Annotated in this window: 16 protein-coding genes; 10 read left to right on the top strand and 6 right to left on the bottom strand. The window is 58.9% G+C overall.

The window, feature by feature from the left end:
- Nucleotides 1-29: 29 nt before the first annotated feature.
- Nucleotides 30-1,385 carry an NADP-specific glutamate dehydrogenase gene (gene gdhA / locus ABYM29_RS01200; RefSeq protein ID WP_372861083.1) on the bottom strand — a complete coding sequence of 452 codons (1,356 nt, stop codon included), beginning with the start codon at nt 1,383-1,385 and terminating at the stop codon, nt 30-32.
- 222 nt (nt 1,386-1,607) lie between these two features.
- Between gdhA and ABYM29_RS01205 the strand changes: the two genes are divergently transcribed.
- The 9 genes from ABYM29_RS01205 to ABYM29_RS01245 all read left to right on the top strand — a co-directional run bounded on the left by ABYM29_RS01205 (nt 1,608) and on the right by ABYM29_RS01245 (nt 17,467).
- On the top strand, nt 1,608-4,208 hold the full coding sequence (locus ABYM29_RS01205; protein ID WP_372861084.1) for a cyclic nucleotide-binding domain-containing protein: 2,601 nt from the start codon (nt 1,608-1,610) through the stop codon (nt 4,206-4,208).
- Nucleotides 4,209-4,259: 51 nt separating this feature from the next.
- Nucleotides 4,260-5,150: a hypothetical protein gene (locus ABYM29_RS01210; protein ID WP_372861086.1), complete on the top strand. Its 891-nt coding sequence runs from the start codon at nt 4,260-4,262 to the stop codon at nt 5,148-5,150.
- Between the two features lie 4 nt (nt 5,151-5,154).
- On the top strand, nt 5,155-6,879 hold the full coding sequence (locus ABYM29_RS01215) for a cytochrome c3 family protein (protein ID WP_372861088.1): 1,725 nt from the start codon (nt 5,155-5,157) through the stop codon (nt 6,877-6,879).
- The gene (locus tag ABYM29_RS01220) at nt 6,876-8,864 is read left to right on the top strand and encodes a heme-binding protein (RefSeq protein ID WP_372861090.1); all 1,989 of its coding nucleotides are present in this window, start codon (nt 6,876-6,878) and stop codon (nt 8,862-8,864) included. Before ABYM29_RS01215 ends, ABYM29_RS01220 begins: the two co-directional genes overlap by 4 nt.
- Nucleotides 8,836-10,608, top strand: coding sequence for a hypothetical protein (locus tag ABYM29_RS01225; RefSeq protein ID WP_372861092.1), 1,773 nt, complete (start codon nt 8,836-8,838; stop codon nt 10,606-10,608). Before ABYM29_RS01220 ends, ABYM29_RS01225 begins: the two co-directional genes overlap by 29 nt.
- A gap of 7 nt (nt 10,609-10,615) precedes the next feature.
- Entirely contained in the window at nt 10,616-14,371 is a 3,756-nt protein-coding gene (locus tag ABYM29_RS01230) for a hypothetical protein (RefSeq protein ID WP_372861094.1), read from the top strand.
- Complete coding sequence (locus ABYM29_RS01235) at nt 14,361-15,689, top strand: multiheme c-type cytochrome (protein ID WP_372861096.1); 1,329 nt, start codon at nt 14,361-14,363, stop codon at nt 15,687-15,689. Before ABYM29_RS01230 ends, ABYM29_RS01235 begins: the two co-directional genes overlap by 11 nt.
- Nucleotides 15,690-16,472, top strand: coding sequence for a PP2C family serine/threonine-protein phosphatase (locus ABYM29_RS01240; protein WP_372861099.1), 783 nt, complete (start codon nt 15,690-15,692; stop codon nt 16,470-16,472).
- Nucleotides 16,473-16,570: 98 nt separating this feature from the next.
- The gene (locus ABYM29_RS01245) at nt 16,571-17,467 is read left to right on the top strand and encodes an FHA domain-containing protein (RefSeq protein ID WP_372861101.1); all 897 of its coding nucleotides are present in this window, start codon (nt 16,571-16,573) and stop codon (nt 17,465-17,467) included.
- On the opposite strand, the gene ABYM29_RS01250 is transcribed toward ABYM29_RS01245, so the two are convergent.
- From ABYM29_RS01250 to ABYM29_RS01270, 5 genes are all read right to left on the bottom strand, one after another.
- Nucleotides 17,464-18,954: a serine/threonine-protein kinase gene (locus ABYM29_RS01250; RefSeq protein ID WP_372861103.1), complete on the bottom strand. Its 1,491-nt coding sequence runs from the start codon at nt 18,952-18,954 to the stop codon at nt 17,464-17,466. The genes ABYM29_RS01245 and ABYM29_RS01250 overlap by 4 nt on opposite strands.
- Before the next feature lie 6 nt (nt 18,955-18,960).
- Nucleotides 18,961-19,773, bottom strand: a complete 813-nt coding sequence (locus ABYM29_RS01255) for a hypothetical protein (RefSeq protein WP_372861104.1) — start codon at nt 19,771-19,773, stop codon at nt 18,961-18,963.
- A 28-nt stretch (nt 19,774-19,801) separates the two neighbouring features.
- Entirely contained in the window at nt 19,802-20,953 is a 1,152-nt protein-coding gene (locus ABYM29_RS01260) for an autotransporter outer membrane beta-barrel domain-containing protein (RefSeq protein WP_372861108.1), read from the bottom strand.
- 54 nt (nt 20,954-21,007) lie between these two features.
- Entirely contained in the window at nt 21,008-22,669 is a 1,662-nt protein-coding gene (locus tag ABYM29_RS01265) for a caspase family protein (RefSeq protein ID WP_372861110.1), read from the bottom strand.
- Nucleotides 22,670-22,734: 65 nt separating this feature from the next.
- The gene (locus ABYM29_RS01270; RefSeq protein WP_372861111.1) at nt 22,735-23,559 is read right to left on the bottom strand and encodes an FHA domain-containing protein; all 825 of its coding nucleotides are present in this window, start codon (nt 23,557-23,559) and stop codon (nt 22,735-22,737) included.
- 334 nt (nt 23,560-23,893) lie between these two features.
- Here ABYM29_RS01270 and ABYM29_RS01275 point away from each other — a divergent pair.
- Nucleotides 23,894-24,375: DUF4124 domain-containing protein (locus ABYM29_RS01275; RefSeq protein ID WP_372861114.1), on the top strand; the 482-nt coding region annotated here is incomplete at its 3' end.

A 24,375-nucleotide genomic window follows, 5' to 3' on the forward strand; every position in this document is an offset into this window, starting at 1 on the left:
CGACGAACCTTGTTATTCTCGACGCCGCACTACTGAATACCAAAGGCCAACATAGCATCCGCCACCTTTTTGAAACCCGCGATATTGGCGCCCTTGGCATAGTCCACATAACCGTCTGGGCGCTTTGCGTACTCGAGGCAGTTACTGTGAATATTCAACATAATATCGCGCAACAGGCCCTGCAACTCCTCCTCCCTTAGCATCAAGCGCGTACTGTTCTGACTCATTTCCAAGCCGGAAACCGCCACACCGCCGGCATTGGCCGCCTTGGCCGGACCAAACAGCACCCGCGCATCGCGAAACACCTTCACACCATCGTTGGTAGTGGGCATATTCGCGCCCTCCACCACCGCCTTCACGCCGTTTTTAACCAGCAACTCTGCATCCGCTTTGCTCAGCTCATTCTGCGTGGCACAGGGCAAGGCAACATCACAGGGCACTTTCCATGGCCGCTCCCCCTCATGGAAGGTCGCGCCGGGAAACTCCGCCACATAGTCAGCCAGCTGACCGCTTCGATGCCCCTTGTGCGCCATCACCCAGTGAACTTTTTCCAACGTAAAGCCGTCCGGGTCATGCACGAAGCCACCGGAATCCGACATGGTTACCACCTTGGCCCCCAACTGCACGGCCTTTTCCGCGGCGTGAGTGGCCACATTTCCGGAGCCGGACACCGCAACCACCTTGCCTTCCACCACGTCGTTACTGTGCTTGAGCATGTCCTCCAGGAAATAAACAACGCCGTAACCCGTGGACTCCTTACGCACCAGGCTGCCCCCCCACTCCAGCCCTTTGCCCGTCAACACTCCTACATAGCGGTTGGTAATGCGCTTGTACTGGCCGAACATATAGCCTATTTCCCGCGCACCCACGCCAATGTCACCTGCCGGCACATCGGTGTGCTCACCCACGTGGCGGTAGAGCTCGGTCATAAAGGATTGGCAAAAACGCATGACTTCGTTATCAGACTTGCCCTTCGGATTGAAGTCGGAGCCCCCTTTTCCGCCCCCCATCGCCAAGCCCGTCAGACTATTCTTGAAGGTTTGCTCAAAGGCGAGAAACTTGAGAATGCTCTGATTGACACTGCGATGGAAACGCAAGCCCCCTTTATACGGCCCAATCGCGTTGTTGTTTTGCACCCTATAGCCCCGCTGCACCCGAACGTTACCGCAGTCATCCTCCCAGCAGACACGGAAGGAAACCACCCGATCCGGCTCCGCGATTCGGCGTAGAATCTGCGCTGCGTGATAAACCTCCTTGTCTTCGATGAAGTCGAAAATATCGACAGCAACCTCATAAACGGCCTGGTGAAACTCGGTTTCGCCGGGATTTCGACGCAGCACCCCGTCCATAAACTGCTCAAGATTAACGTGATCGGATACGGCCATGCTCGATTCCCCTCGCGTAAGGCAGTCCTCTATAAGTAATAGACGGCCTGACAGTGTTCGGCCACATTCCTCGCAAACACCACACCCACCGCGGGACGGTAAGCTATACTCCTTTTCATCGGGGGTTACCATTGGCGTCGCATTTCGACGCACACCCCAGGACAAACCACCGGAACAAGGTAGCTAGGGGACACACCATGATGGGTCAGGTGGGGTGATCCAGTGACGGATCATTATGAAATTGCCGTTATCGGGGCCGGCCCCGCCGGTCTGAGTGCGGCCGGTCGAGCTGCAGATCACGACCGAGCAGATCAACTCGCCCAACCCCGCCATATTCTTCTCGAATCCTCGCCACTGCACGCCAACACTATCCAGCGCTACCAAAAAGGCAAGCACGTTATGGACGAGCCTGGCTATCTGGATTTGCGCAGCCCGCTAGAATTTGCTGCCGGCAGGCGCGAACACATTCTGCAAACTTGGGAAGAGGATATCGCCTCCACCGGCATCAACTTGCGCTGCCACACTGAAGTCACCGGTATCAGCGGCCAGCGCGGCGACTTCAAGATCCGCTGCAGTGATGGCCGCGACATCACTGCAGACAATGTAGTGGTGTCGATCGGCACCCAGGGCAACCCCCGCCGCCTGGGTGTAGACGGTGACACCTCGGCCTTTGTGCAATACCAGCTGGACGACCCCGACGAATATAGCGACGAAGATATTGTGGTGATCGGAGCGGGTGATGCGGCTATCGAGAATGCGCTGGCATTAGCGCGCCAGAACCGTGTCGTGATCGTGAACCGTCGCGATGAATTCAGCCGCGCCAAGCAGGGCAACCTAGACGCGGTATTAACTGCCATCAACAACCCCAACGTGCCCTTCTCCTGTCGCTACGGCTCCAGCGTCAAGGCCCTGAGCATTGCTGAAAATGGCGAAGCAGGCAGTATCACCCTGAGCACCCCGCAGGGCGAAGAGACCCTGCCCTGCCATCGCATCATTGCGCGATTGGGCTCGATCCCGCCACGCAAGTTTGTCGAAGCCTGCGGCATTGAATTTCCCAGCGAAGACATAGAGTCGATACCCGAGCTGGACGCCCACTATCAGTCCAATGTGCCCGGCCTCTATATCATTGGTGCGCTCGCCGGTTACCCACTCATCAAACAGGGGATGAACCAGGGCTACGATGTTATCGAATACATCAAGGGCAATGAGGTAAAACCGGCCGACCACGCCCTGCTGGCACTCAAGTTTGCCCTCCTGCCTTATGGCGCTGATGTCGATGATGTGCTGGCCCTGTATCAGCAGCGCATTCCGATGTTTGCCCGCATGAACACACTCGCCTTCCGCGAGCTGATAATGGAAAGCAATATCCACTACGGTGTACCCGATCAGCAACAGCTGGAAGAACTGCTGCAACAACGTGGTGAGCTGCGTGAACAGCGTATCGTCGACATTAAGAGCGCACGCCAGCAGGAAGACCAACGCCGTGCACAGGCCGGGCGCCCGGCCAAAGTGCGTAAAGAGATTGCGGAACCCGAGATCACGCTGGTCAATGCCGCTGACGACTTTCTGTACCGCGATGGCGACTACAGCAACAGTTTTTTTACCATAGTAGAGGGCCAGGTGCTGCTACAGGCAGATGGCGGCGCCGATACCCGCCTGGGGCCGGGCCAATTCTTCGGTGAGATGAGCCTGCTCTCTGGCAGACCCCGCATTGGTAACGCCCAAATCAAAGGTGAAACGATCCTGATCGAAACACCGCGGCGCACCATGGTCAAACTGATGGCGGCCAATACGGAAGTCAGCGAGGGGATTGAAGCGGTTTTTCTGCAACGGACCTTGCAGCAGTTTTTCGCGCCCAAAGTCAGTTACAGCGCCCTGCGCGAAATTGCACGGCAGGTGACCACCAGCCACTTTAATATTGGCGACACCATTTACAGCGAAGGCGAACAGGGTGACCGCCTATACCTCATTCGCAGTGGCACGATCGCGCTAACCAAAAGCAGCGCACACGGCGACATCGCGGTAGGCCAGCCCCAGTCGGGAGAAATCTTTGGCCAAATGGCGCTAATGGGTGACGTACAGCGCCGCGAAACCGCCAAGGCCTCCGTGCGCTGCGAAGTCATCGAAATTCAACGCCCCCAGTTTCTGGAGCTGCTACGCAAATCCCCCGAGTCTGTCACCCGCCTGCAGCAAGATACTACCGCTCAGCTCAAATTGAACGCCCAGCTGGAAGCGGTGCCCGAGAGCGCCTCGGTCATTTCGTTTTTACTTGATCGCGGCGTCGGCGAAGCAACCAATGTGCTGATTATCAACGAACAGCTCTGTGTAGGCTGCGACAACTGTGAAGTTGCCTGTGCAGAAACCCATGGTGGCGTCTCCCGGCTGGACCGCAAAGCCGGCGCCCGTTTCGCGCACATCAACCTCCCTATTGCCTGCCGCCACTGCGAAAAACCGCATTGCATGAAAGAGTGCCCGCCCAACGCCATACACCGGGATCCCAGTGGCGAAGTGTTTATTGATGACAGCTGCATTGGCTGCGGCAACTGCCAATCCAACTGTCCCTATGGCGTAATTCGCATGACCTACCCGACCGAGAAAAAACCCGGCCTGCTGGATTGGTTGTTTTTCGGCCGCGGCCCCGGCCCGGGCGAAGACCGTAATGCCGAACCCAGCGCAACCGCCAAAGAAACCGGAAAGAAAGCTGTGAAATGCGATGCCTGCGTCAGCCGAGAAGCCGGGCCTGCCTGTGTGCAATCCTGCCCCACAGGCGCCGCAAAACGTATCAACCCCATACAATTTGTAGAGGTGATTAGCGTAAATTGATGCGCCACAAATACTGCAATACAGCGATTAACCGCACATGAGAGCGGCATAATGTCGGCCCTGTACGCCAACCTGTTGAATTTCGCCGGGCGTCGCTACCTGAAGTGGGCGGCAATGCTGCTGGCGGTCAGCGTATTGCTCTATCTCAGCCAGGACATAGCGCTGCCGCGCAATGGCGGCAGCTGGCAGGGCTACGCGCTGGGCAGCATCGGGCTGCTACTGATTGTCTGGCTCAGCTGCCTGGGTATACGCAAGCGCGATTACAACAATCAGCGCGGCAGCCTGCAGGCCTGGGTCTCCGCCCATATTTATTTGGGCCTGGCACTGCCACTAATCGCCACACTTCACTGCGCCTTCCAGTTCGGCAACAACGTCCACACCCTTGCCTACCTGCTGATGTGGACGGTAGTGATCAGCGGCGCCTACGGTCTGTACAGCTACCTGCGCTACCCCTTGATGATGATCGGCAACCGGGCAAACAAGGCCTTTGATGAGCGCCTGAAAGAACTCGAGGACAGCGACCAGAACGGTCGGGAAGTTGCCGCGCAATGCAACGAAACAGTAAACGCGATCGTCAACAGTGCCATTGACCGCAGCAGTATTGGCGGCGGCTTTTTGGATCAGCTGCTGGCTCGAGACCGCTCCACCGTGCTGCTGCCCGGCGACAGTGGCGAGCTGATGTTACGCAACAATGTCGGCCAACAGGCCGCCATCGACTTTCTGGCTGCCAAAATTCCCGCCACCTCCAAATCCGGTGAGGCAGAGAAATTGCGCGACTTACTCAGCCTGCTGGGTCGCCGCGCCGAGCTACTGAGACGCCTGCGGCAGGAAATCAGCCTGCAACTGCGTTTGAAAGTGTGGCTCAGCGCTCACGTACCGCTCACTGCAGCGTTATTAGTCGCACTGGTGGCACACGTCATCAGCGTCTTTTTCTACTGGTGATGTCATGCTGATCCTTGTTCGTAAAGTCCGCATGCAGAACAACCGCATCGTTGATCAAAACGATGAAGAATTCAGCGCCGAGCATCTAACACTGGGCAGCCGCAGCGACCGTGACCTGCAGCTGTTCGGTGACGGTGTCGGCACCGAGCACTGCGTACTCCAACCCCAGCAAAACGGCCAGTTGCTGGTGCAGTGTCAGCCACCACACAAGGTGCTCAGCGCCAGTGAAACGGGCGAGGGCTTGCGTCAGCTCAGTGCGACAGCAGACCAGTGGCTGCGTATCGGCCCGCACCAGTTTGCACGGGTGGAAGCGCCGCCAGGCTTTGATGCCGCTATTGAGCTGCGTGTTGATATCGACGCAACCGAGTCGCTAAAACAAAAGCTGCAGCAGGAGTTGACCCTGAAGCTGCCGCGAATTCGCCGCCACAGTTATCTGTTGGCCCTGCTGACCCTGGCGGCCACGCTATTGCTGCCCTTATGGGGTTTTTATGACGATGGCGCGCAAGCCCTGCTCGACAAGAGCGGCGCACCCAGTGACCGGTTTTGGCTCAGCGGCCCCCTTGCGGCACCGCACCATCTGCCGGGTTTGGCGAACGATTGCAATAGCTGCCACCTCAAGCCTTTTCAGCAGGTGCCGGACCAAGCCTGTGCGCAATGCCACAACACGACACCGGCGCATTTCGGCGATGCCCATCCCGCTGCGACCCGCCTGGACCAAGATTGCGCCGCCTGCCACAAAGAACACAACGAGCCAGAAACACTGATAGTTGAAAACACCGCTCTGTGTGTCGACTGCCATCGCTCAGAACAAGCACGCAGCCTTGATAGTCATTTCGCCGTTAGCGGCCACCCAGTAGCAAAAGCCCCCACACAGCTGCGCGCGGCCAGTGCGTTTACCGAAGCCGCGCATCCGGAGTTTCTACTTGCCCTGCTAAAGCGCGAACCAAACGGCTGGCAGATACAGCGCGAGCGCGCAGCGACTGCCCGTGAGTCGTCTAATCTAAAATTTCCCCACGACGTACACACCAGCAGCAACAAGGTCTGGCGCAAGGAGAAAAACGGGCAACAACGTGCACTGCACTGTGGTGACTGTCACCAACTTGCCGACGACGGCGAACATTTTCAGCCCATCACCATGGAAACCCATTGCGCCGACTGCCACAGCCTCAGTTTTGACGACGCGGCTCCCTATCGATCGCTCCCCCATGCTCAAGCTGATGTGGTGGAAACCTACCTCGCCGAATTCTACGTTAAACAGCTTGCCGAGCAGCTGCGTTTGGCCGCAGCCCCACCACCGCGCTGGGTCCCGGCGCGCGATCTCGACACCCTGTGCCCCTCGCGCGATCCGCTGCAATGCGGCCTCGCCTGGGCCGACCGGGAGATCAGCCAGCTGTTTCAAACCAGCGGCTGCGTCGATTGTCACGAAGTGGATCAGCACGACGGGCGCTGGCAAGTACGCGAGGTCAGGCTGACGCAGAACTGGATGCCCGAGGCGCGCTTTGATCACCGCCCGCATCTCAGCGCCACCGTCGATGGCGAGGGCTGTCTGCGGTGTCACCAGGCCGACCGTTCCTCGCACAGCCGGGATGTATTGATGCCCAGTTTGGCAGACTGCACCGCCTGCCACGGAGAGAAGCAATCCCAGGCCGTGCTGTTGCAGTGTATTGATTGCCATAGTTTTCATCGCACCGGTATGCCGGCAATGCTAAAGGCGGAGACACTGCCATGAGAGTATTGCCGGCCTTACTGCTGAGCCTGACACTGTCCGGCTGTTTACCCGGCGGCGATCGCGACAACCAGGACGGCGCACGCGGCTCCAATGCCGGCAGCCGCTGCGACGGCAGCTGTGCCAATGCCAGCACCTTTCTCAGCCCTGCTGATGTCGAACAAGTGATCCGACAGGCCGCCGCCGAGGCAAAGGCCTTGAACGTTGGCGCCACCATTGCCGTGGTCGACCGTGTCGGCAATGTGCTGGCGGCCTACCGGATGGACGAGGTGCTGACCGGCAGCGTCGGCGAGGTCACCATCGCTTCCAACCCTGGCGGCACGCCCATTGCGGCCGGCCTGGAAAGCCTGAAACTGCCCATCAGCGCTGGCGCCGATGCCTTAGCCGCCATTGCCAAGGCCATTACCGGCGCCTACCTGTCCAGCGAAGGCAACGGCTTCAGCACCCGTGTGGCCAGCCAGATTGTGCAGGAGCATTTTAACCCCGGCGAGCGCAACCAGCCCGCGGGCCCGCTGTTTGGCGTGCAATTCAGTCAACTGCCCTGCTCTGACTTCTCGCTGGACGCCAGCAACCCCGCCACCCTGGTCGGCCCCAAACGCTCACCGCTGGGGCTATCAGCCGATCCGGGCGGCTTTCCACTGTATAAGAACGGCACACCGGTGGGCGGCATTGGTGTTATCGCCGATGATTTCATCTACTCGCTGGACAAGAACATCAGCGACAGCGACCGGGATTTCGATGAGCTGATTGCGCTGGCCGGGACCTTTGGCTATGCCGTGCCCGCCGACCGACAGGCCGACCACATCACGGTCGACGCCAAGACCCTGCGTTACAGCGATGTCGACTTCGACGACCTGAGCGCCAATCTCACCTCGCCACCAGCACTGGTGCTGGGTGTCGATGGTTTGCTGGTCTCGGTGCCCGATTACTACGACAGCGCCAATGGCTATCTCGGCGGGCAGGCCTTTGGTGAAGCCGCCTCCGGGGTCCGCCCGGATACCACACACTTTCCCGGTCGCGATGCCTTTGTGTTCGTCGACCAAGCCAACATGGAACGCTTCCCGCCCAGTGCGGGCAGTGCATTGACGGCCGCCGAGGTACGCACGCTGATTGACCAGGCGTTGTCGGTCGCCAACCGGGCGCGCGCGCAAATCCGTCGCCCGCTGGGCTCCCCTGCCAGAGTGACGATCAGCGTGGTGGACATCGACGGCAGCGTCCTGGGTATCGCCCGCAGCCGCGATGCGCCGGTCTTCGGTGCTGATGTCTCACTGCAAAAAGCCCGTACCGCAACGCTGTTCTCCTCCAGTGACGCGGCCGACTTCATCAGCAACCTACCGGACACCCAGTACCTGACACCGACCCTGACCCAGTCAACCACCGTACAGCTGGTCGACTATGTTCAGAACGTGATTAATTTAACCGGTGACGCCAACGCCCTGCGCGATGGCATTGCCTTTGCCGACCGCTCCGGTGGCAACCTCTCCCGGCCGTTCTACCCCGACGGTATCGACAGCGCCCAGACGGGCCCACTCAGCAAAGCCCAGGGTGAATGGAGCCCCTTCTCCACCGGACTGCAGCTGGATATGAGCATGAATGCCATCGTGCGCCACCTGCTGCATGAGTTTGATCCCACTAACGTCAGCGACGTCGGCAAGAACTGCGTCGGCGTGCCCTTTCCCAGCGATGCCAGCATCGCGAGTGCGAGGGCAGCCAATGGCATTCAGATTTTTCCTGGCAGTGTACCGGTGTACCGCGGCCTGCAGCTGGTGGGCGGCATTGGTGTATCCGGTGATGGCGTCGACCAAGACGATATGATTGCGTTTCTCGGCGTACATCAGGCCGGCCAGATACTCGGCACCCTGAACAATGCCCCGGCGAGTATCCGCGCCGATACCCTCAGCCCTGGCGGCGTCAGACTGCGCTATATCAGCTGCCCTCAATCACCCTTTAACGACAGTGATGAACAAGATGCCTGCGCGGGGAAGTAACTGCCATAACGCGGTGCTGGCCGGCGTGCTGGCGGCCTTGCTGCCACACGCGACCTACGGGCAGGCGGCACGTATTTGCGAAAGGCCCGCTGCCGGCGACCCCAGTATCCCTGCCCGCAACGACGGCTGCGCGCGCAGAACGGCGCCAACCGGCAAGCGCATTGCCACCCCCAGCCTAAACGACTACAGCCCCGCCCAAGCCATGCCGGACCGCTGGCGAATTGTCGATGCACTGGGCTATGAAAGTCGCTGGTACGACCCCTACAACCGCAACACACTGAAAGGCGATGCCCCCCTTCACGGCGACTGGTTCTTTGCCACCACTCTCATTTCAGACACCGTGTTTGAAGATCGCAAAGTCCCTACACCGGTTGGCTTGCAAAGTACCCGCAGCGCGGGCGATCTGGATTTGCTCGGCGGCAGCAGTCAAACCCAGCTGGTTCAATCACTGGCCGTCGAATTGGTGTATTACAAGGGCGACACCGTATTTCGCCCACCGGACTATGAATTTCGGCTGACACCAGTGTTCAACTACAACGACACCCAACTAGACGAAATCCTCGGCATCAATGTCGATCCCGCTAAGAAAAACAGCCGTTACGACAACTTTGTCGGCTTCCAAGCGGCCTTTGTCGACGTCCACCTGCGCAATGTTTCGCCGCGCTACGATTTCGACAGCATCCGCGTCGGCATCCAGCCCTTTACCGCTGATTTTCGCGGTTTCCTGTTTCAGGACAGTCCCTTTGGGATCCGCCTGTTTGGCACCCGCGACAACAACATTTTTCAGTACAACCTGGGCTGGTTCCGGCGTCTGGAAAAAGACACCAACAGCGGCTTGAACGACGCCGGAGAAGCGCTGCGCGACGACGATATTTTTGTCGCCAACCTCTACTGGCAGGATATGCTGGCCAAGGGCCACATGAGTCAGTTCACGCTACTCTACAACCGCAACCGGGAAAGCGATTTCTTTTTTGACAATAACGGGTTTATTCAGCGACCCGCCTCCTTTGGCCGCGAGAGCCCCCGCAAGTACGATGTTGTCTATCTCGGCTTCAATACCGACGGGCATGTTGAGCGACTAAATATCACCAGCGCTTTTTATGTTGCCCTCGGCCAGCAGGACGGCTCCCCCTTCACTGGCGATGACAGTGACATCCGCGCACTTTTCGCCGCCGCAGAGCTATCGTTTGATCGCGACTGGATTCGCTGGCGCGCATCGCTGCTCTACGCTTCCGGTGACGATGATCCCTTTGACGATGTTGAAACCGGCTTCGACGCCATACTGGAATCCCCCCTGTTTGCCGGCGCCGACGCCAGCTACTGGATTCGTCAAGCGGTGCCGTTGATTGGCGGCGGCAAGGTCACGCTCAGCACTCGCAATGGCCTATTGAATTCACTGCGCGCGTCGCGCGAACACGGGCAGTCCAATTTCACCAACCCCGGCGTCTGGCTGGCGGGCATTGGCAATGACATGGACCTACTGCCCGAATTGCGCCTCAGCGTGAACCTCAATCATCTGTGGTTTGACCAGACTGAAGTGCTGGAAGTCGCGCGGCAGCAAGGCGACATCGACCGAGATATCGGCTGGGACCTGTCTGCCTCGCTGATTTACCGACCACTGATGTCGCAGAATATCGTACTGCGCCTGTCCTACGCCGCGCTCAAACCCGGCAATGGCTACCAGCTGCTGTTCGGCGACGAGGCACAGCATTCACTGCTCTTTAACGCTGTACTGACTTACTAGGCTCGTTATGAAAATCGTCCACCAGCAGATCAGCACGATTCTAGTCGCCGCATTACTTGCGCTGGGCGGGCTCACCGCCGCTGACCCGGTGCGGGCTGCCGGCGCCGAGAAGGCGGTCAAACGCAGCTATGTCACCGCGCCGCCGGCGCCGGCATTCCAGAGCCGCGACGACGTGCATCGCAAGAGCGAGGGTTGCCAGAGCTGTCACGGTGACAACGACAGCCACAATATGCACGCCAGCCCGGCTGTCATGCTCGGCTGTACAGACTGTCACGGTGGCGATGCCAGTATTCAAAACGGCGAAAACTTTGACCTAGAATCCGACCAGGCACGGCGCCTGATCGAGCAGGCCCACGTACTGCCGCGCTATCCCAAGAGCTGGCACTGGCCGGATTCAGCCAACCCGGTGCGCAGCTATACCCTGCTCAACCGGGAAGCGCCGGAGTACATCCGCTTTGTGAACCCCGGCGATTTCCGCATTGCAGACGAATCCTGTGGTGCCTGTCACCAGGCGATTATTGAGGCGTCCAAGCGCAGCCTGCACTCGACCGGCGCGATGTTCTGGGCGGCTGCGGCCTATAACAATGGCATTCTGCCCTTCAAGCGCTCGATACTTGGCGAAGCCTATACCCGCGACGGCCAACCCGCGGCACTGCAGGCACCGCTGAAACCCGATGTTCACATGGCAGACATGGGTATACTCGAAAACACCTTCCCACTGCCGGCCTGGGAAACCGTTAAGCCCGGCGATATTTTTCGCGTCTTCGAACGCGGTGGCCGCAATATTCTCAACCTGTTTCCCGAAACGGGCATACCCAACAGCATCGGCCTGATTCAGCGTCTCGAGGAACCCGGACGACCTGACTTCCGCCAATCCAATCGCGGCCCCGGCACCGGCGCGCGTATCTCCGTGCCGCTGATCAATATCACCAAAACGCGCCTCAATGATCCGCTGCTGTGGTTTATGGGCACCAATGATCAACCCGGCGACTACCGCAGTTCCGGCTGCAGTGGCTGCCACGTGGTCTACGCCAATGATCGCGATCCACTGCATTCCGGCCCCTATGCCAGTGCCGGCAATACCGGCAACAGCCAGAGCACTGACCCAACCATTGACCGCAGCGCCTCGGGCCACCCCATCAGCCACCAGTTTTCCCGAGCAATACCGACCAGCCAGTGCATGGTGTGCCATATGCACCAGCCCAATATGTTTGTGAACTCCTTTCTCGGCTACACCATGTGGGACTACGAATCTGACGCCCCCCATATGTGGCCCGAACAACAGCAGTACCCCGACGACAAAACCCGCCGGGCGGTGCTGGAGAGAAACCCCGAGGGCGCTGCCCCGCGCGGCAAGTGGGCCGACCTGGAGTTCCTCAAAGACGTCGCCAAGCTCAACCCCAAGCTCAAGGACACCCAGTTCGCCGACTACCACGGCCACGGCTGGAATTTTCGCGCCGTCTACAAACGCGATCGGGATGGACGGTTACTCGATGCCGACAATCAAATTGTCAGTGATGATGACCCCGACAAATTCACCAAAGCCGTACATATGCGTTCCATACATGCCGAGGTCGGCATGCACTGCGTAGATTGCCACTTCGGTCAGGATGCCCACGGCAATGGTCATATCTATGGCGAAGTCGCCGCAGCCGTTGAGATCGGCTGCAAGGACTGCCACGGTAGCGCCACCGCCTACCCCAACCTGCGCACCTCCGGTCCGGCCAGTTCGGCCAGTGACACCGACCTCAGTATTCTGCGCAACCCGGATGGCAAGCTGCGCTTCGAATGGATGGGTGACAAATTGATTCAACGCTCGCTGGTCAACCCCGGCATGGAGTGGACCCTGTCGCTGGTCAAAGACAGTATCGACGCCAAACACAGCGAGTACAACGCCAAGGCGGCGCGCGCCAAGCGCATGGCCAAGAATACTGAAACCCAACACTGGGGGGACACCATCGACCCTGCCGATGCCGCCCACGGCGAGGAAGAAATGGAGTGCTATGCCTGCCACACCTCCTGGGCTACCAGCTGCGGCGGCTGCCACCTGCCCATTCAGGCCAATGAAATGACTGAGCGCCATCATTTTGAAGGCGGTATCTCACGCAACTACGCCACCTATAACCCCCAGGTCTCCCGCGACCAGATATTCATGCTCGGCAAGCGAGCACCTTATAAAGGGGGAAAGTATGCGCCACTGCGTTCTTCGTCCGCGCTGGTGCTCTCCTCAACCAATGCCAACCGGGAGCGCATCTACATTCAGCAACCACCGATCGCGGCCAGTGGCTACAGCTCGCAGGCCTTTAACCCCCACTTCCCCCATACGGTGCGCAAAACGGAAACGCGGGTCTGCAGCGACTGTCACCTGTCGCGCGACGGCAGCAACAATGCCATCGTTACCCAGACCCTGGCCCTGGGCACCAACTTCATCAACTTTGTCGGCCGCAATTTATGGGTCGGTGAGTCACAGCATATTGAGGCCGTACGCGTCACCGAATGGGATGAACCACAGGCGGTTATCGGCAGCTATCTACAGCGCTATGCCTACCCAGACTGGTTCGAGCAACACCGGCAGCGCGATCGGCAGCTGGCGGTCGCCAGGGCACACAGCGCGGGGCGCACCGGCTGCCTGCAGCTACGCGGAGAATACCTCTTCACCGCCGCCGGCAAAGACGGCTTTCGGGTGTTTGACGTCGCCGCCATCGACAACAAGGGCATTTCACAGCGTATCATCAGCGCGCCTTTTTCCGACCTCGGTCACCAGGCCCACGTCGCCAGCAGCAACGCGACCTGCATGGCGCTGCCCAGTACCCAGCCGATTGCCCCCCAGCGCAATCAGGGCGAGCTGATGCGCGGTCCCAATAAAGAACAAGCCTTCCACCCACTGTACAACTACGCGTTCATCACCGACGCCGAGGAAGGGCTGATTCTGGTAGACATCAATACCTTTGCCGACGGCGAACCCCGCAACAACTTCCTCAAGCGCGCAATCACCTGGAACGACAAGGGCGTGCTCAACGGTGCCCGCCATATCACCGTGGGTGGCCACTATCTGTATATCATCGCCGACGCTGGCCTGGTCATCGTCGACATCGACACGCCGCTGGCACCTAAAACGCTGGCGGTGGTAGCGCTGAACGACGCCCGCGCCGCCGCGCTGCAGTTTCGCTATCTGTTTGTCACCGATGCCGGGGGGTTGCGCGTGGTCGATGTCACCCAGCCGGAAAAACCTCGGCTGCTCGACACCACACTGCCACTCACTAACGCACATAAGCTCTATATCGCCCGCACCTTTGCCTATGTCGCCGCGGGGCCTCAGGGACTCGCCATTGTCGACATCAAAAACCCTCAACAACCGCGGCTGAAACAGCTGTTCAATGCTGACGGCCGTCTGAGTGACAGCCGCGACGTCGTGGTCGCCAGCACCAATGCCTCACTGTTTGCCTACCTCGCCGACGCCAAAAGCGGGGTGCATGTCCTGCAACTCACCTCCCCCGACTCCCAGCCGCGCTTCTATGGCTTCAGCCCTGAGCCCGTGCCCCAGTGGATTGCCGGGCGCCCCAGCCTCAGCCCGGCGCTGAGCCTGTCTCGCGGCCTCGCCCGCGACCGCGCCGTAGACGAAACCGGCGGCCAAATCGCCGTCTTTGGCCGTCGTGGTTCGCGGCCATTGATAGAGACGGAAATGAAAAAGCTGTATCTCAACGACCGGGGCGAACCCTGGTATGTCGACGATAAGCCCATGGAGGTGCACCGTGAGCAATAATCTGCGCGGGCTGATGATCGTATTGGCCCTGAGCCTGAGCTTACCGCCCGGGGCCTGGTCCACCCCCGACACGGGCACCAAGGTCACCACAAACGCCGACGCCCCTTCATCAGCGCCTAAACATATGGGCGTCGCCAGTTGTGCGTCCAGCAGCTGTCACGGTCGCGCCGCAGCCTCAGACCGCCACGACATCAGCCTCAATGAGTACCGCACCTGGAGCCGCTACGACCACCACTCCCGGGCATTTAAAACGCTGCAAAGTAGACACTCCCAGCGCATTGCCAGCAATATGGGCCTTGCCGACGCCAGTAAAGCGCCGGCCTGCCTTGCCTGCCACGCCCAGGTAATTCCGGCCGAGCAGATGGGCGAGCGCTTCCACCTCAGTGATGGCATCGGCTGCGAAAGCTGTCACGGCGGCGCCGAACGCTGGCTCGACAATCACTACGGCGCCAATGCCAGCCATCAGACAAATCTCGATAACGGCCTGTGGCCTACCGAGCAAAGTCGCTTTGTCGCAGAGCTTTGCCAGCGTTGCCACCTGGGAGATACAGAGCAGTTGGCCAATCACGAGATGATGGCCGCCGGCCACCCGCGCCTTCGCTTTGAGCTGGATACCTGGATGGCACTCATGCCGGCCCACCATGTGGTGGACGCGGATTATCAGCAAAGAAAATCACCGGACTCCGCCACCCAACGTTGGATTACCGGCCGCTATAGTGCCGCACTGGGGTATCTGGAGCTGCTCGTTCAGCACGCAAATGGGAAAAACCTGATACCGGAACTGGTGATCTACGACTGCCACAGCTGCCACCGGCCGATGGACGAATCGGTACTTCGCTCACCGGTCGATCGACAACTTCTACCGGCTGGGGCACTGCGTCTGAATGACAATACACTGCGTATTCTCGCCGAGATCATTGCCGTGCGAGACCGCTCAGCCGGCAAGGCGTTAAAAGCGCAAATACGCCGATTACACCGCGCCTCGACCCGCAGTGCGGCCGAGTTGCGTCGCGTGGCAAACGCCATAAAGCAGCAACTTGAAGCCACTGGCAAGATCACCACGGATTTTGCGCTAACGGACACAGAGCGGCACCAGCTGCAGCGAGCGCTGCTACGCGAGGCCTCAGCGGGACATTTTCGTGACTACGCAGATGCAGAACAGCTATTCTTAGCACTACAGCTATTAGCCGGCAGCCCCAGTCGCGACACACCGCCATACCCTGGGCTTTTCTCACTATTGGATAATGAAAACCGCTTTAGACCCCGCGCATTCGCCCAAGAGGCCAGGCGTTTGCTCAGTTTGGAGGACGCGCAATAGATGCCTAAGATTTACGGCAAAACACATATTGGCCGTCGCAGCACCAACGAAGACCGTTTCGTCGCCGATAGCGGCTGGGGTATCGCGCTGATCACTGATGGCATGGGCGGCCCGGCCTCTGGCGAAGTGGCAGCCAGTATTGTCTCCGCGCAACTGGTCGATAACCTCGATAATGACATCCCTCTGGTCAACGCCATTATCGCCGCTCACGAAGACGTCCAGCGAGGTGCGCAGGATGGCCGCGGCAAACCCGGCATGGGCGCTACGATTGTGGTCGCACATTTCCGCGGCCACGACTTTGAACTGGCCTGGCTGGGCGACAGCCGCGCCTATCTTTGGCACGGCGAGCTCCGTCAACTCAGCCGCGACCACTCTCGTGTAGAGCAATTGCTGGCCACTGGCGACATCACCCTGCCGGAGGCTCAGCAACACAAGAGCCGACACCTAATTACCCACGCTCTGGGTCACGGCACACTTGGCGTTGACGACATTCCCCTGCTACACAGCACGCTGTATCGCGGTCAGCAGCTGCTGCTGTGCAGCGATGGGCTCAACGATGTACTCTCGGGCGTACAAATTGCACGGGTCATGAGTCGCAAGCTCAATCCCAACGAAAAACTGGCACACTTGGTAGAGCAGGCCTATCAATCGGGTGGCTCGGATAATATTACGGCAGTCATCGTCGACGCTGACGACGACGCGCCAGACGGTTCAAGCGCAGACTTGCTGCCGGCAGTTTTCATTGCTCGCGCCGACGGTTTTTCACAATACTTTAAACCCTAGCGCCAAGCCTCGGCCATGCACCAGAGTGCCGACATACAAGCAATGATAAAGCACGACGCATAGCACTGTTTAAACCTGAATGGTAACGAGGAACGAAAATGTCAGATTTCCACCTGTTTGAAGTCGTCAACGCCATTGATCACGAACTGCCCGACGGCGAAACAGTGGTCGGCCGCAGCGCGGATTGTGACATCCGCCTGTTAAGCTCCAGCGTTTCACGCAAACACGGTGTATTTACCGTTGAAGGTGAGCAATTGCGCTATACCGACCTGGGTTCCAGTAACGGCTCCTTCGTCAATGGTCAGGCAATCAACAAGCCCACTGCTCTGCAACATGGTGACGCGGTCATTGTGGGCGAGTTTCAGTTCAGTGTGACCAGCGCTGCCATGGTGACCGCCAGTGACGACGCACAGGCCACACAACTGTCCGACTCAGGCGCTGGCGACGTACCGGCGATGTGGTCTGAAAACGCCGGTCTGGAACAGGCCTCAGGCACCGAATTATTTGCCGACACCAACGCTTCCGACGCGGTAAAGGCCTACCGCGAGGGCAGGCTGAGCACTCCCCCGCTGGCTGACACCGCGCGACTCGTTGGCCTTAGTGAGAGCCTGCGCGGCGAAGTCTTTGAGTTGCGTGCTGACGGTAACGACAAGCAAAACTGGAATATAGGCCGCGACGCCAATCGCGCCGACCTGCAGCTGAACGAAGCCAGTGTATCCGGCCAGCACGCTCAGCTGGCTCGTGACGGCGCGCGCTGGAAAATCGTCAACTGGATGAGTACCAACGGCACCTTTGTAAACGACCAAAAGGGCTTGTCCACCTACTTGAAACACGGCGATATTATTCGCATGGGTAGTGCAGAACTGGCCTTTGAGTTGCCTCAGCCGGCTGCAGACAGCACCCCGGAAGCGGCAGTGAGCGCGCCCCCCAAGGTGGAACAAGCTGCGACAGCAAAGAAAAAAGGCTTTTTTGCCCGCTTATTTGGCCGCGGCTAAGGGCCGGCTGATTCGAGTTGCTTTCTGAGCTCTACCAATTCCGGATCCTGGGCAAGCGACTCGTATTTCAACAATTCACGCACTTGCGACAGGAATATAGCGCGCTGCCCGGCATCGGTCGCCGCGCTCATCTCCTTCACAATCGGCCCGACCAACTGATCCAGCGCAGCCACGACTTCGAGGTTACGCGGGTGCAGAGAATACGCCTTGTCCAGGTAATACAGCGCACCGTTGAAATCGCCAAACTTCATCGCCTGTTGCGCTTCGCGCAATTGCTCGCTAATCGTCGCCTGGGTTTCAGCAGGCAAGGCCTCAAACGGAATATCGGGGCCCGCCTCCGGCGTGTAGAAATAGGTATAGGCAGCGAAGGTCACCAGCGCTACCAGCAAAGCCGCAGACAATTGCTGCACCCGTCGACCCGCACCGGTAAATTTACGTAAAAACTGCTCCGCATTCTGCAAGCGCTCCTTGCGGTCGAAACTCAGCGCTTTGGCAATAGCATGCCATTGATACTTACTTAAGCCGCGAATACGCTTCGGCTTAAGGCCCTGCTCCCGTGCTTCAATCGCCTTCTTACGACCAAAAGGGTGCTCACCGGTCAACAGCTCGTATGCGATCAAGCCGAGCGCATAAACGTCGTCTGCGGGATGAGGATCCTGCTTCTCAAACATTTCGCAACTGGCATAGGCGGGCGTCAGACCAACGATTTCACCCGGATCATTACTGGCCGCAGCGGATAATGCCCGCGCGATACCAAAATCGAGAATTTTCAGCACACCCTCTTCGGTAACAAAGATATTCGGTGGTTTGAGATCAGAGTGAACAATATCCCGCTGATGCGCGTAGGCGATGCCGCGGGCAATTTGCTCAATAAAATTACAGGCTGCCTTCCTGTCGCACTTGGCCCCGCTGATAAGCTCATCCAGCGTCGAGCCAATCAACGCCTCCATAGTCATATAGAAAATATCGCCATCACGGTCAAAATCGTAGACCGTGATGATATTCGGGTGAGCCAATGTCTGAGATTTATCGGTCTCCCGCTGCAGGGCGATAAAAGCGCGGGGGTCGCGTGAAAAATCGCCGCTTATTAATTTGATGGCGACCGCCGGGTTGTGATGTTTCGCCTCAACCTTGCGCTGATCTTCGGCGAGAAACACCGCTCCCATACCGCCCTCGCCAAGCTTTCTCTGTAAGCGAAAGCGCTCCCGAAGCACGTAGCCTGGCTGCATGGCTACCAGCGGATTGCCGCCACCGACGCCGCCTATCACCGCAGTGGCGGAGGATGACAAACCGTCCAGGCGCGCTGTCGCCATGGCATCACCGCCGCCCAGCACTTCGGTCCTAGCATCGCGGGGAGCCGTCGCGTCTTCATCGACTTCCGCCGCCTCCGTCAGCTCTTCATCCACTGCCGGCGCCTGCTGCGTCGCTTCTTCAGCAGGCGGCGTTTGATCGCCGCCCGCAGGCTGGGTTTTCTCATCATTGCTCATAGGCAATCAGTCACCTTGGCTGTCATTCTGGCCGGCCTGCCGCCAGCGGTTAAACTGCATCAATAGTGCGGGCCAGTGTGGCCGCCAGCAACAGCTGTGATCGAAATTTTCCAGTACGCGGTATTGCCCACCGTGGCGCTCGCTGAATCTCCGCACATGTACAGGGTTTACCACCTTATCCATTGCGCCGACAACGTGGTAATGCGCTATACCCGCCAACTGCGCATCAAACAACGGGTTCAGCGATTCCGCTAAGGGCAGGAAACCGCGCTCATCGGCCCAACGCGCGGTATCCAGGTTCGCGGCAACCGTAAAGACAGCCTCTACTCGCGCCACTCGCGAGGCCAACAACACTGCCAGTGCGCCTCCCCCACTGTAGCCGATCAACACTAGCCGCTGCGCAGGCAGCCCATCGACGCTGCGCTGCAGCGCCAGTGCCAAGGCCGCGACAACCTCGTCGCTGTAGCGAGCTGAGGTCCACAGCCGCGGCTCACAGTTGCCGCCAGATACAAAATAACAGGGGCGGCCGAGATAAATGGCAGGCGTGCCATCCAGCGCCATCAGCTCTAGCGCCAGCGGCCTTGCCGGTGTTGGATCTCTTGCCGGCCAATAGCCACCACCCAGCCAGGGCTGCCCATCCCCCTCGATATACACGTGCAACTGCTGCGCAGAACGAACGGCCCCCTGCCAATACTGCACATGTACAAAGCGCTCACTGCTCACCACCCGCCGCTCCATGCCCTGCAAGGCGGCATAGGCGTCGACACGCTCGCCACTATTCTGACAGCCCAGCAGTACAGCGCATGCCATCAGCGCCAAACAGCGACGCCAGACTAAGCCGTCGGGCTCAGGGGAGCTCGTAACGAAACCCGACGACAGCGCTGCGGCGTTCCATAAATGCATGCCCAAGCAATTGTTCATAGGAGGAAAACAGAGAAAGACCACGGGGAAGTTGGGCAGAAACGCCGGCGTTGACCACATAAACTTGGTCGTCCGGGTCATCCGGGGTTTCAGTTGTTGTTATTCCACCGGCCGTGTAGGTCACCGCATTGGCGTCAGCCAGTTCGCTACGATAATTCATCCGGTAACTGGGAATCAGCACTCCCCAGTCGGTCAGTATGACGTAGTCGACTTGCAGCGACAGGTCTGCCATCAACGAGTCAATATACTGCGTCTCCACCGAGCGCGGCGCACCGACACCGCTGCTATCCGATTCAGTATAGGCATCGAGTTCGCCGCGCATACTCAGCAGCCTGATCAGCGGTGTTAGCCGCCAGCGGCCGTCGCTGTGCCCATAGCCCAAGGACACTTCCCCGGAAACAAAATCCCCATCGGTGGCGGCCTGATAGCGGCTCGAAAAGTCACTGCGATCACTATCCAACTCGATATCGCCCAGGGTTACCAGCAGCTCGGCAAAAAAATCGTTATGCCAGTACTTTGACGCATGTACGCCCAGCACCAGCGAATCCATATCATTGCCGTCAGCGGTTTTATCAAGCCGGGTTTCGCTATTGATATAGCTCAGACTTGCCCCGGCAAAAAAGCTTGGATCAATTCGATAATCCACGCCCAGCATTGCCGAATGTGTCTCCTGCTCAAATCCGGCGGCAACAGCGCTACTGTCCCGCTCGCTATCCGCATAGTCATAGGAACTGAAAACCGCAGCGCGCCCGATTTCGGCAAAGTCGCCCCCCTCTGCGGCGCCTGCCGCACCACCACGCTCCCGGTATTGCGCATCCTTGAGGGAATTGGGCAGGGCATATTGCCTACCTCGACGCGCCTGACCAATTTGGCCACTGAGCCGGCTTAGAAATTCCTGTGTCGCCGTAGCCGACGACTCCCCCACTTGCGCCGTACAGTTTGCTCCCCCTCCCTGCCCAGGGTCGCTGGGACCTGACTCACAGCCGCTATGGGCCAAAGGCACCGCAGCAACGCAGATCAACAGGCACGCCGTCGTCCGTGAACACCACCTCGCCTGATATTTTTCTAGTTTAAACATCTCCATTCCCCCGCCCAGTAGTATCCGTTCTATTCACAATGGCTGTGCCAATGCTCAGTTGCGTTGCGGCACAAAGAAAAAATCGCCCACCTCGTGTCCGGCGCCTTTGATGCTTTTATATACCGGCTCCTGCACAAAATTATTTTCCGAAGCGCGCTGCATCACCGGCCCGCGAATACTGGCAAACAAATCCGGTGCCGACAGTACCTGTGTGTTGTCCCGCAAAATACCGATCAGCTCGCGCGCAAACACCGAGTGTCCTCCGCCGCCATTGTCTATCACCGGCTTATCACCACCGGAAGAGAGCAACAGTCGCGAACGCCGAGGTAATTTGTAGCGAATATACTCAAGATCACCACTGGCTGAGCGATTGCCCAAAAACAGATGTCCCGGCGATGATGACAACAGGCCGCCATAACAGGAATCAGCGATCACCAATACACGACGCGCCTTAAGGCGGCCCAGGTGATTGGTGACAAATTCGTTGGGTACCCAAAACGCATCATTGGGGGGCGGATTGGCATTGACCGGCAGCCAGTAACCGGTATCCCGCTCACCGACATCAACCAGACTGCCGTGGCCGGCATAGTAGAGCAGCAAATTCGAGTCTTCATCCAATGTGGCATGGAGCTCATTAATGGCCTGCATGATGCTGAGCCTGTCGGCATCCAACATCAGTTGCACCTCAAAGCCGTACTGCTGCTGCAGAATTTTGGCGATCTCGGTGGCGTCATTGCGCGGTGTTTCCAGATCATCCATCTGGCTGTAATCGCGATTGCCAATAACCAGCGCGTAGTATTTGCCAAACGCCATATCGTTCAGCTGTACCGTCTGTGCCGCGCCCCAGTCAGTACCCCGAGTGTTTGCCGGGGCCTCGCGCGACGTCGGGGTACGCAAACGCGGCATGGCGCTCAATTTTTTCTTCGCCTGATCCCGGTCCGCCCGCAAGCTTGCCACCAACTGCGCCAGGGCTTCCAACTCCGCGTTGGCGGGCGCCGCACTGCTGCGCGTCGCGCCCAACTGCGCCTTCAGGGACTTGATTTGCTTCTCCAGCAATCGCAGCTGCGCATCTTTTGACGCGATCTGCTGCTGCAACTCCGCCTGCAAGGCCTCGCGCTCCCGGCGCGCGGTATCCTGAAACATGACACTGTCTTCGGGCAACCCCCAGGCCTGGCGGTAGTAATTCAGTGCCTGCAGCCGGTCTTCGGGTACGCCCAGCCCTTGCTCATACATAGTGCCGAGGTTGAACTGCGCGCGCTTATTTTCCTGCGCAGCGGCTTTCTCATACCAGATCATCGCCGCCTCATAGTTAGGGCTGCTGCCAAGCCCCTTTTCGAATATCTCGCCCACATTCACCTGGGCCTCGGCGTCGCCGGCCTCTGCCGCAGGCAGCCAAACTTTCAAGGCGGTTTTGTAATCGGCGCGATCGTAGGCGACGTACTCTCCGCCGCGAATATTGCAATCACTGGCAGTGGTCTTGATAGGCCTGCGTGCGGTGAGATAGGTGGTATTGCCCAGTTTGCGCAACTGCCCCGGCAGCAAGCAGTCAACAATTTGCAGACCGGCAACCAATTGTTCTTCACTAGCGGGCGCAGCAGCGCGATCGCCAGGACCACTGGACGCGCAAGCCCACAGCGCCGCACTCAATGTGATGAGTGCGGCAAAGCGCAGAAAGCGCCCATAGCCACCAGCTGATTTGAAGCGTGTTTTTTTCATGGAACCGTCCCTCTCCCCTTGCAAGGCGCTAGCTGGATAGCCCCCACCCTGGTATTTCAGCCCTATTACCGACGTGGGGGCAGCAGGCGGAAGACCATTTCGATTCTGCCCAGATGTACCGAATCGCCATCACGCAATATCACTGAATTTTTCATACTGCCGTCGCTGCGAATGCCATTAGTTGACTCGACATCGACGATGCGCCACTCGTCCCCCTCGTGTTCAACCCGCGCATGCAGGCGGGATATCGTCGGGTCGTCGATACGAATTGGCTGATCGCTGTGCCTACCAATACCCCAACTGCGCAAACCGCTCCCCGGTGAAATACCGAACACCGACGGCATCCGTTGGCCACGACAAAATACCAACGCCGCAGTGGGCAATTTGTCGCGCTTGGCAAAGGCTCTCTCAAGAACCCTGTCGACCAACTCCAGTGATCGCCGGGCGTCATCATCCCGGTGCCGTTCCCAACCGGATGGCAGCGGGTAGGCTTCCTGAATACAGGTGAGGTCACTGCCTGGCGCTTCATCGATGATTATCCCGCAGTCGCTGGCAGCGGCTCCCAGGCGCGGCGCGAGAATGGTCCGATCCTCGCCAGCGGCACAGGCCAAGTACCAGGTTTCTGTACCCAGTCGAATCACGTCACCAATGACTACGGGCGTTTCCTGTTGGATCTGCCGATTATTGACGAAGGTACCATTGGTGGAGTTCAAGTCCTGAATCATCCACTGCCCCCTATCCTCATAGACCCTGGCGTGCTGCCTGGAGGGGTAACCCTTGCTAATAACGACATGGCAGCTGTCATCCCGGCCGATTAATTGATCCGGCAGCGACAGCAGATGTTCCTCACCATCCTCGGCATTCACCAACTTAAGTGGCTTTACAGTCATTCCGGATTCTCGGCACCGCCAGGCGCTCACAGCACAGATAATAGTTGTTATTGAATTAGAGTAGATCACTCAATATGAGTACACCAGCCCGGATGTGGCGGCACACGGTACTACGCACAACCCGATGGCTAATTTACTTTCAGTGAAAGCCGCCAGAAGAAACCACTATAAGCGCGGCAACGTAATCGTCCCTGCCCGGTCATCAAGGTTTGATGCCGCCGCGCGCCCCCCAGACTTTTACCGCCTTGTTTGCCTGCCCGCCTCGCCGTACACAGACTTGCCGCCAGCGACGGCGCGTCGCACACTATACGCATGTGCACAGGAGGCCGTAGTTATGAAAACCAGCGCAGCGCTCACCGGCATCGCACTGTTGCTATGCAGCCAAATCAGCAGTGCGGAAATCTACCGCCACACCGACGAGCAGGGACAAACGGTCTACAGCGACTCCCCCCGCGAGGGCGGCAACCCGGTAGAATTGCCAGCAATCAACACCACCCCCGCCGTGGTGCCGCCCCCCAGCAGCCCCAAAAGCAAACCCAGTCGCCCCGCCGCAGCAGCCAACACCGTCCGCATCCAGCAACCCAGCAATGGCCAGGTATTCCCCAACGGCCGCATCCCCACCCAGGTCAGCGTCAGCCTGCAGCGGCCACTGTATCGCGGTGAAAAACTGCGTTTCAGCCTCGACGGCAAGCTCGTCAACGAAGGCCGCAGCCTGTCCACAACCATCCCGCTATTAACCCGCGGCGGCCACCAAATTGCCGTGAGCGTCATCGACAGCCAAGGCCGAGAACTCAGCCGCGACAGCGTCTCCATTAC

The organism is Spongiibacter sp., from assembly GCF_041602295.1.
GTDB lineage: Bacteria > Pseudomonadota > Gammaproteobacteria > Pseudomonadales > Spongiibacteraceae > Spongiibacter.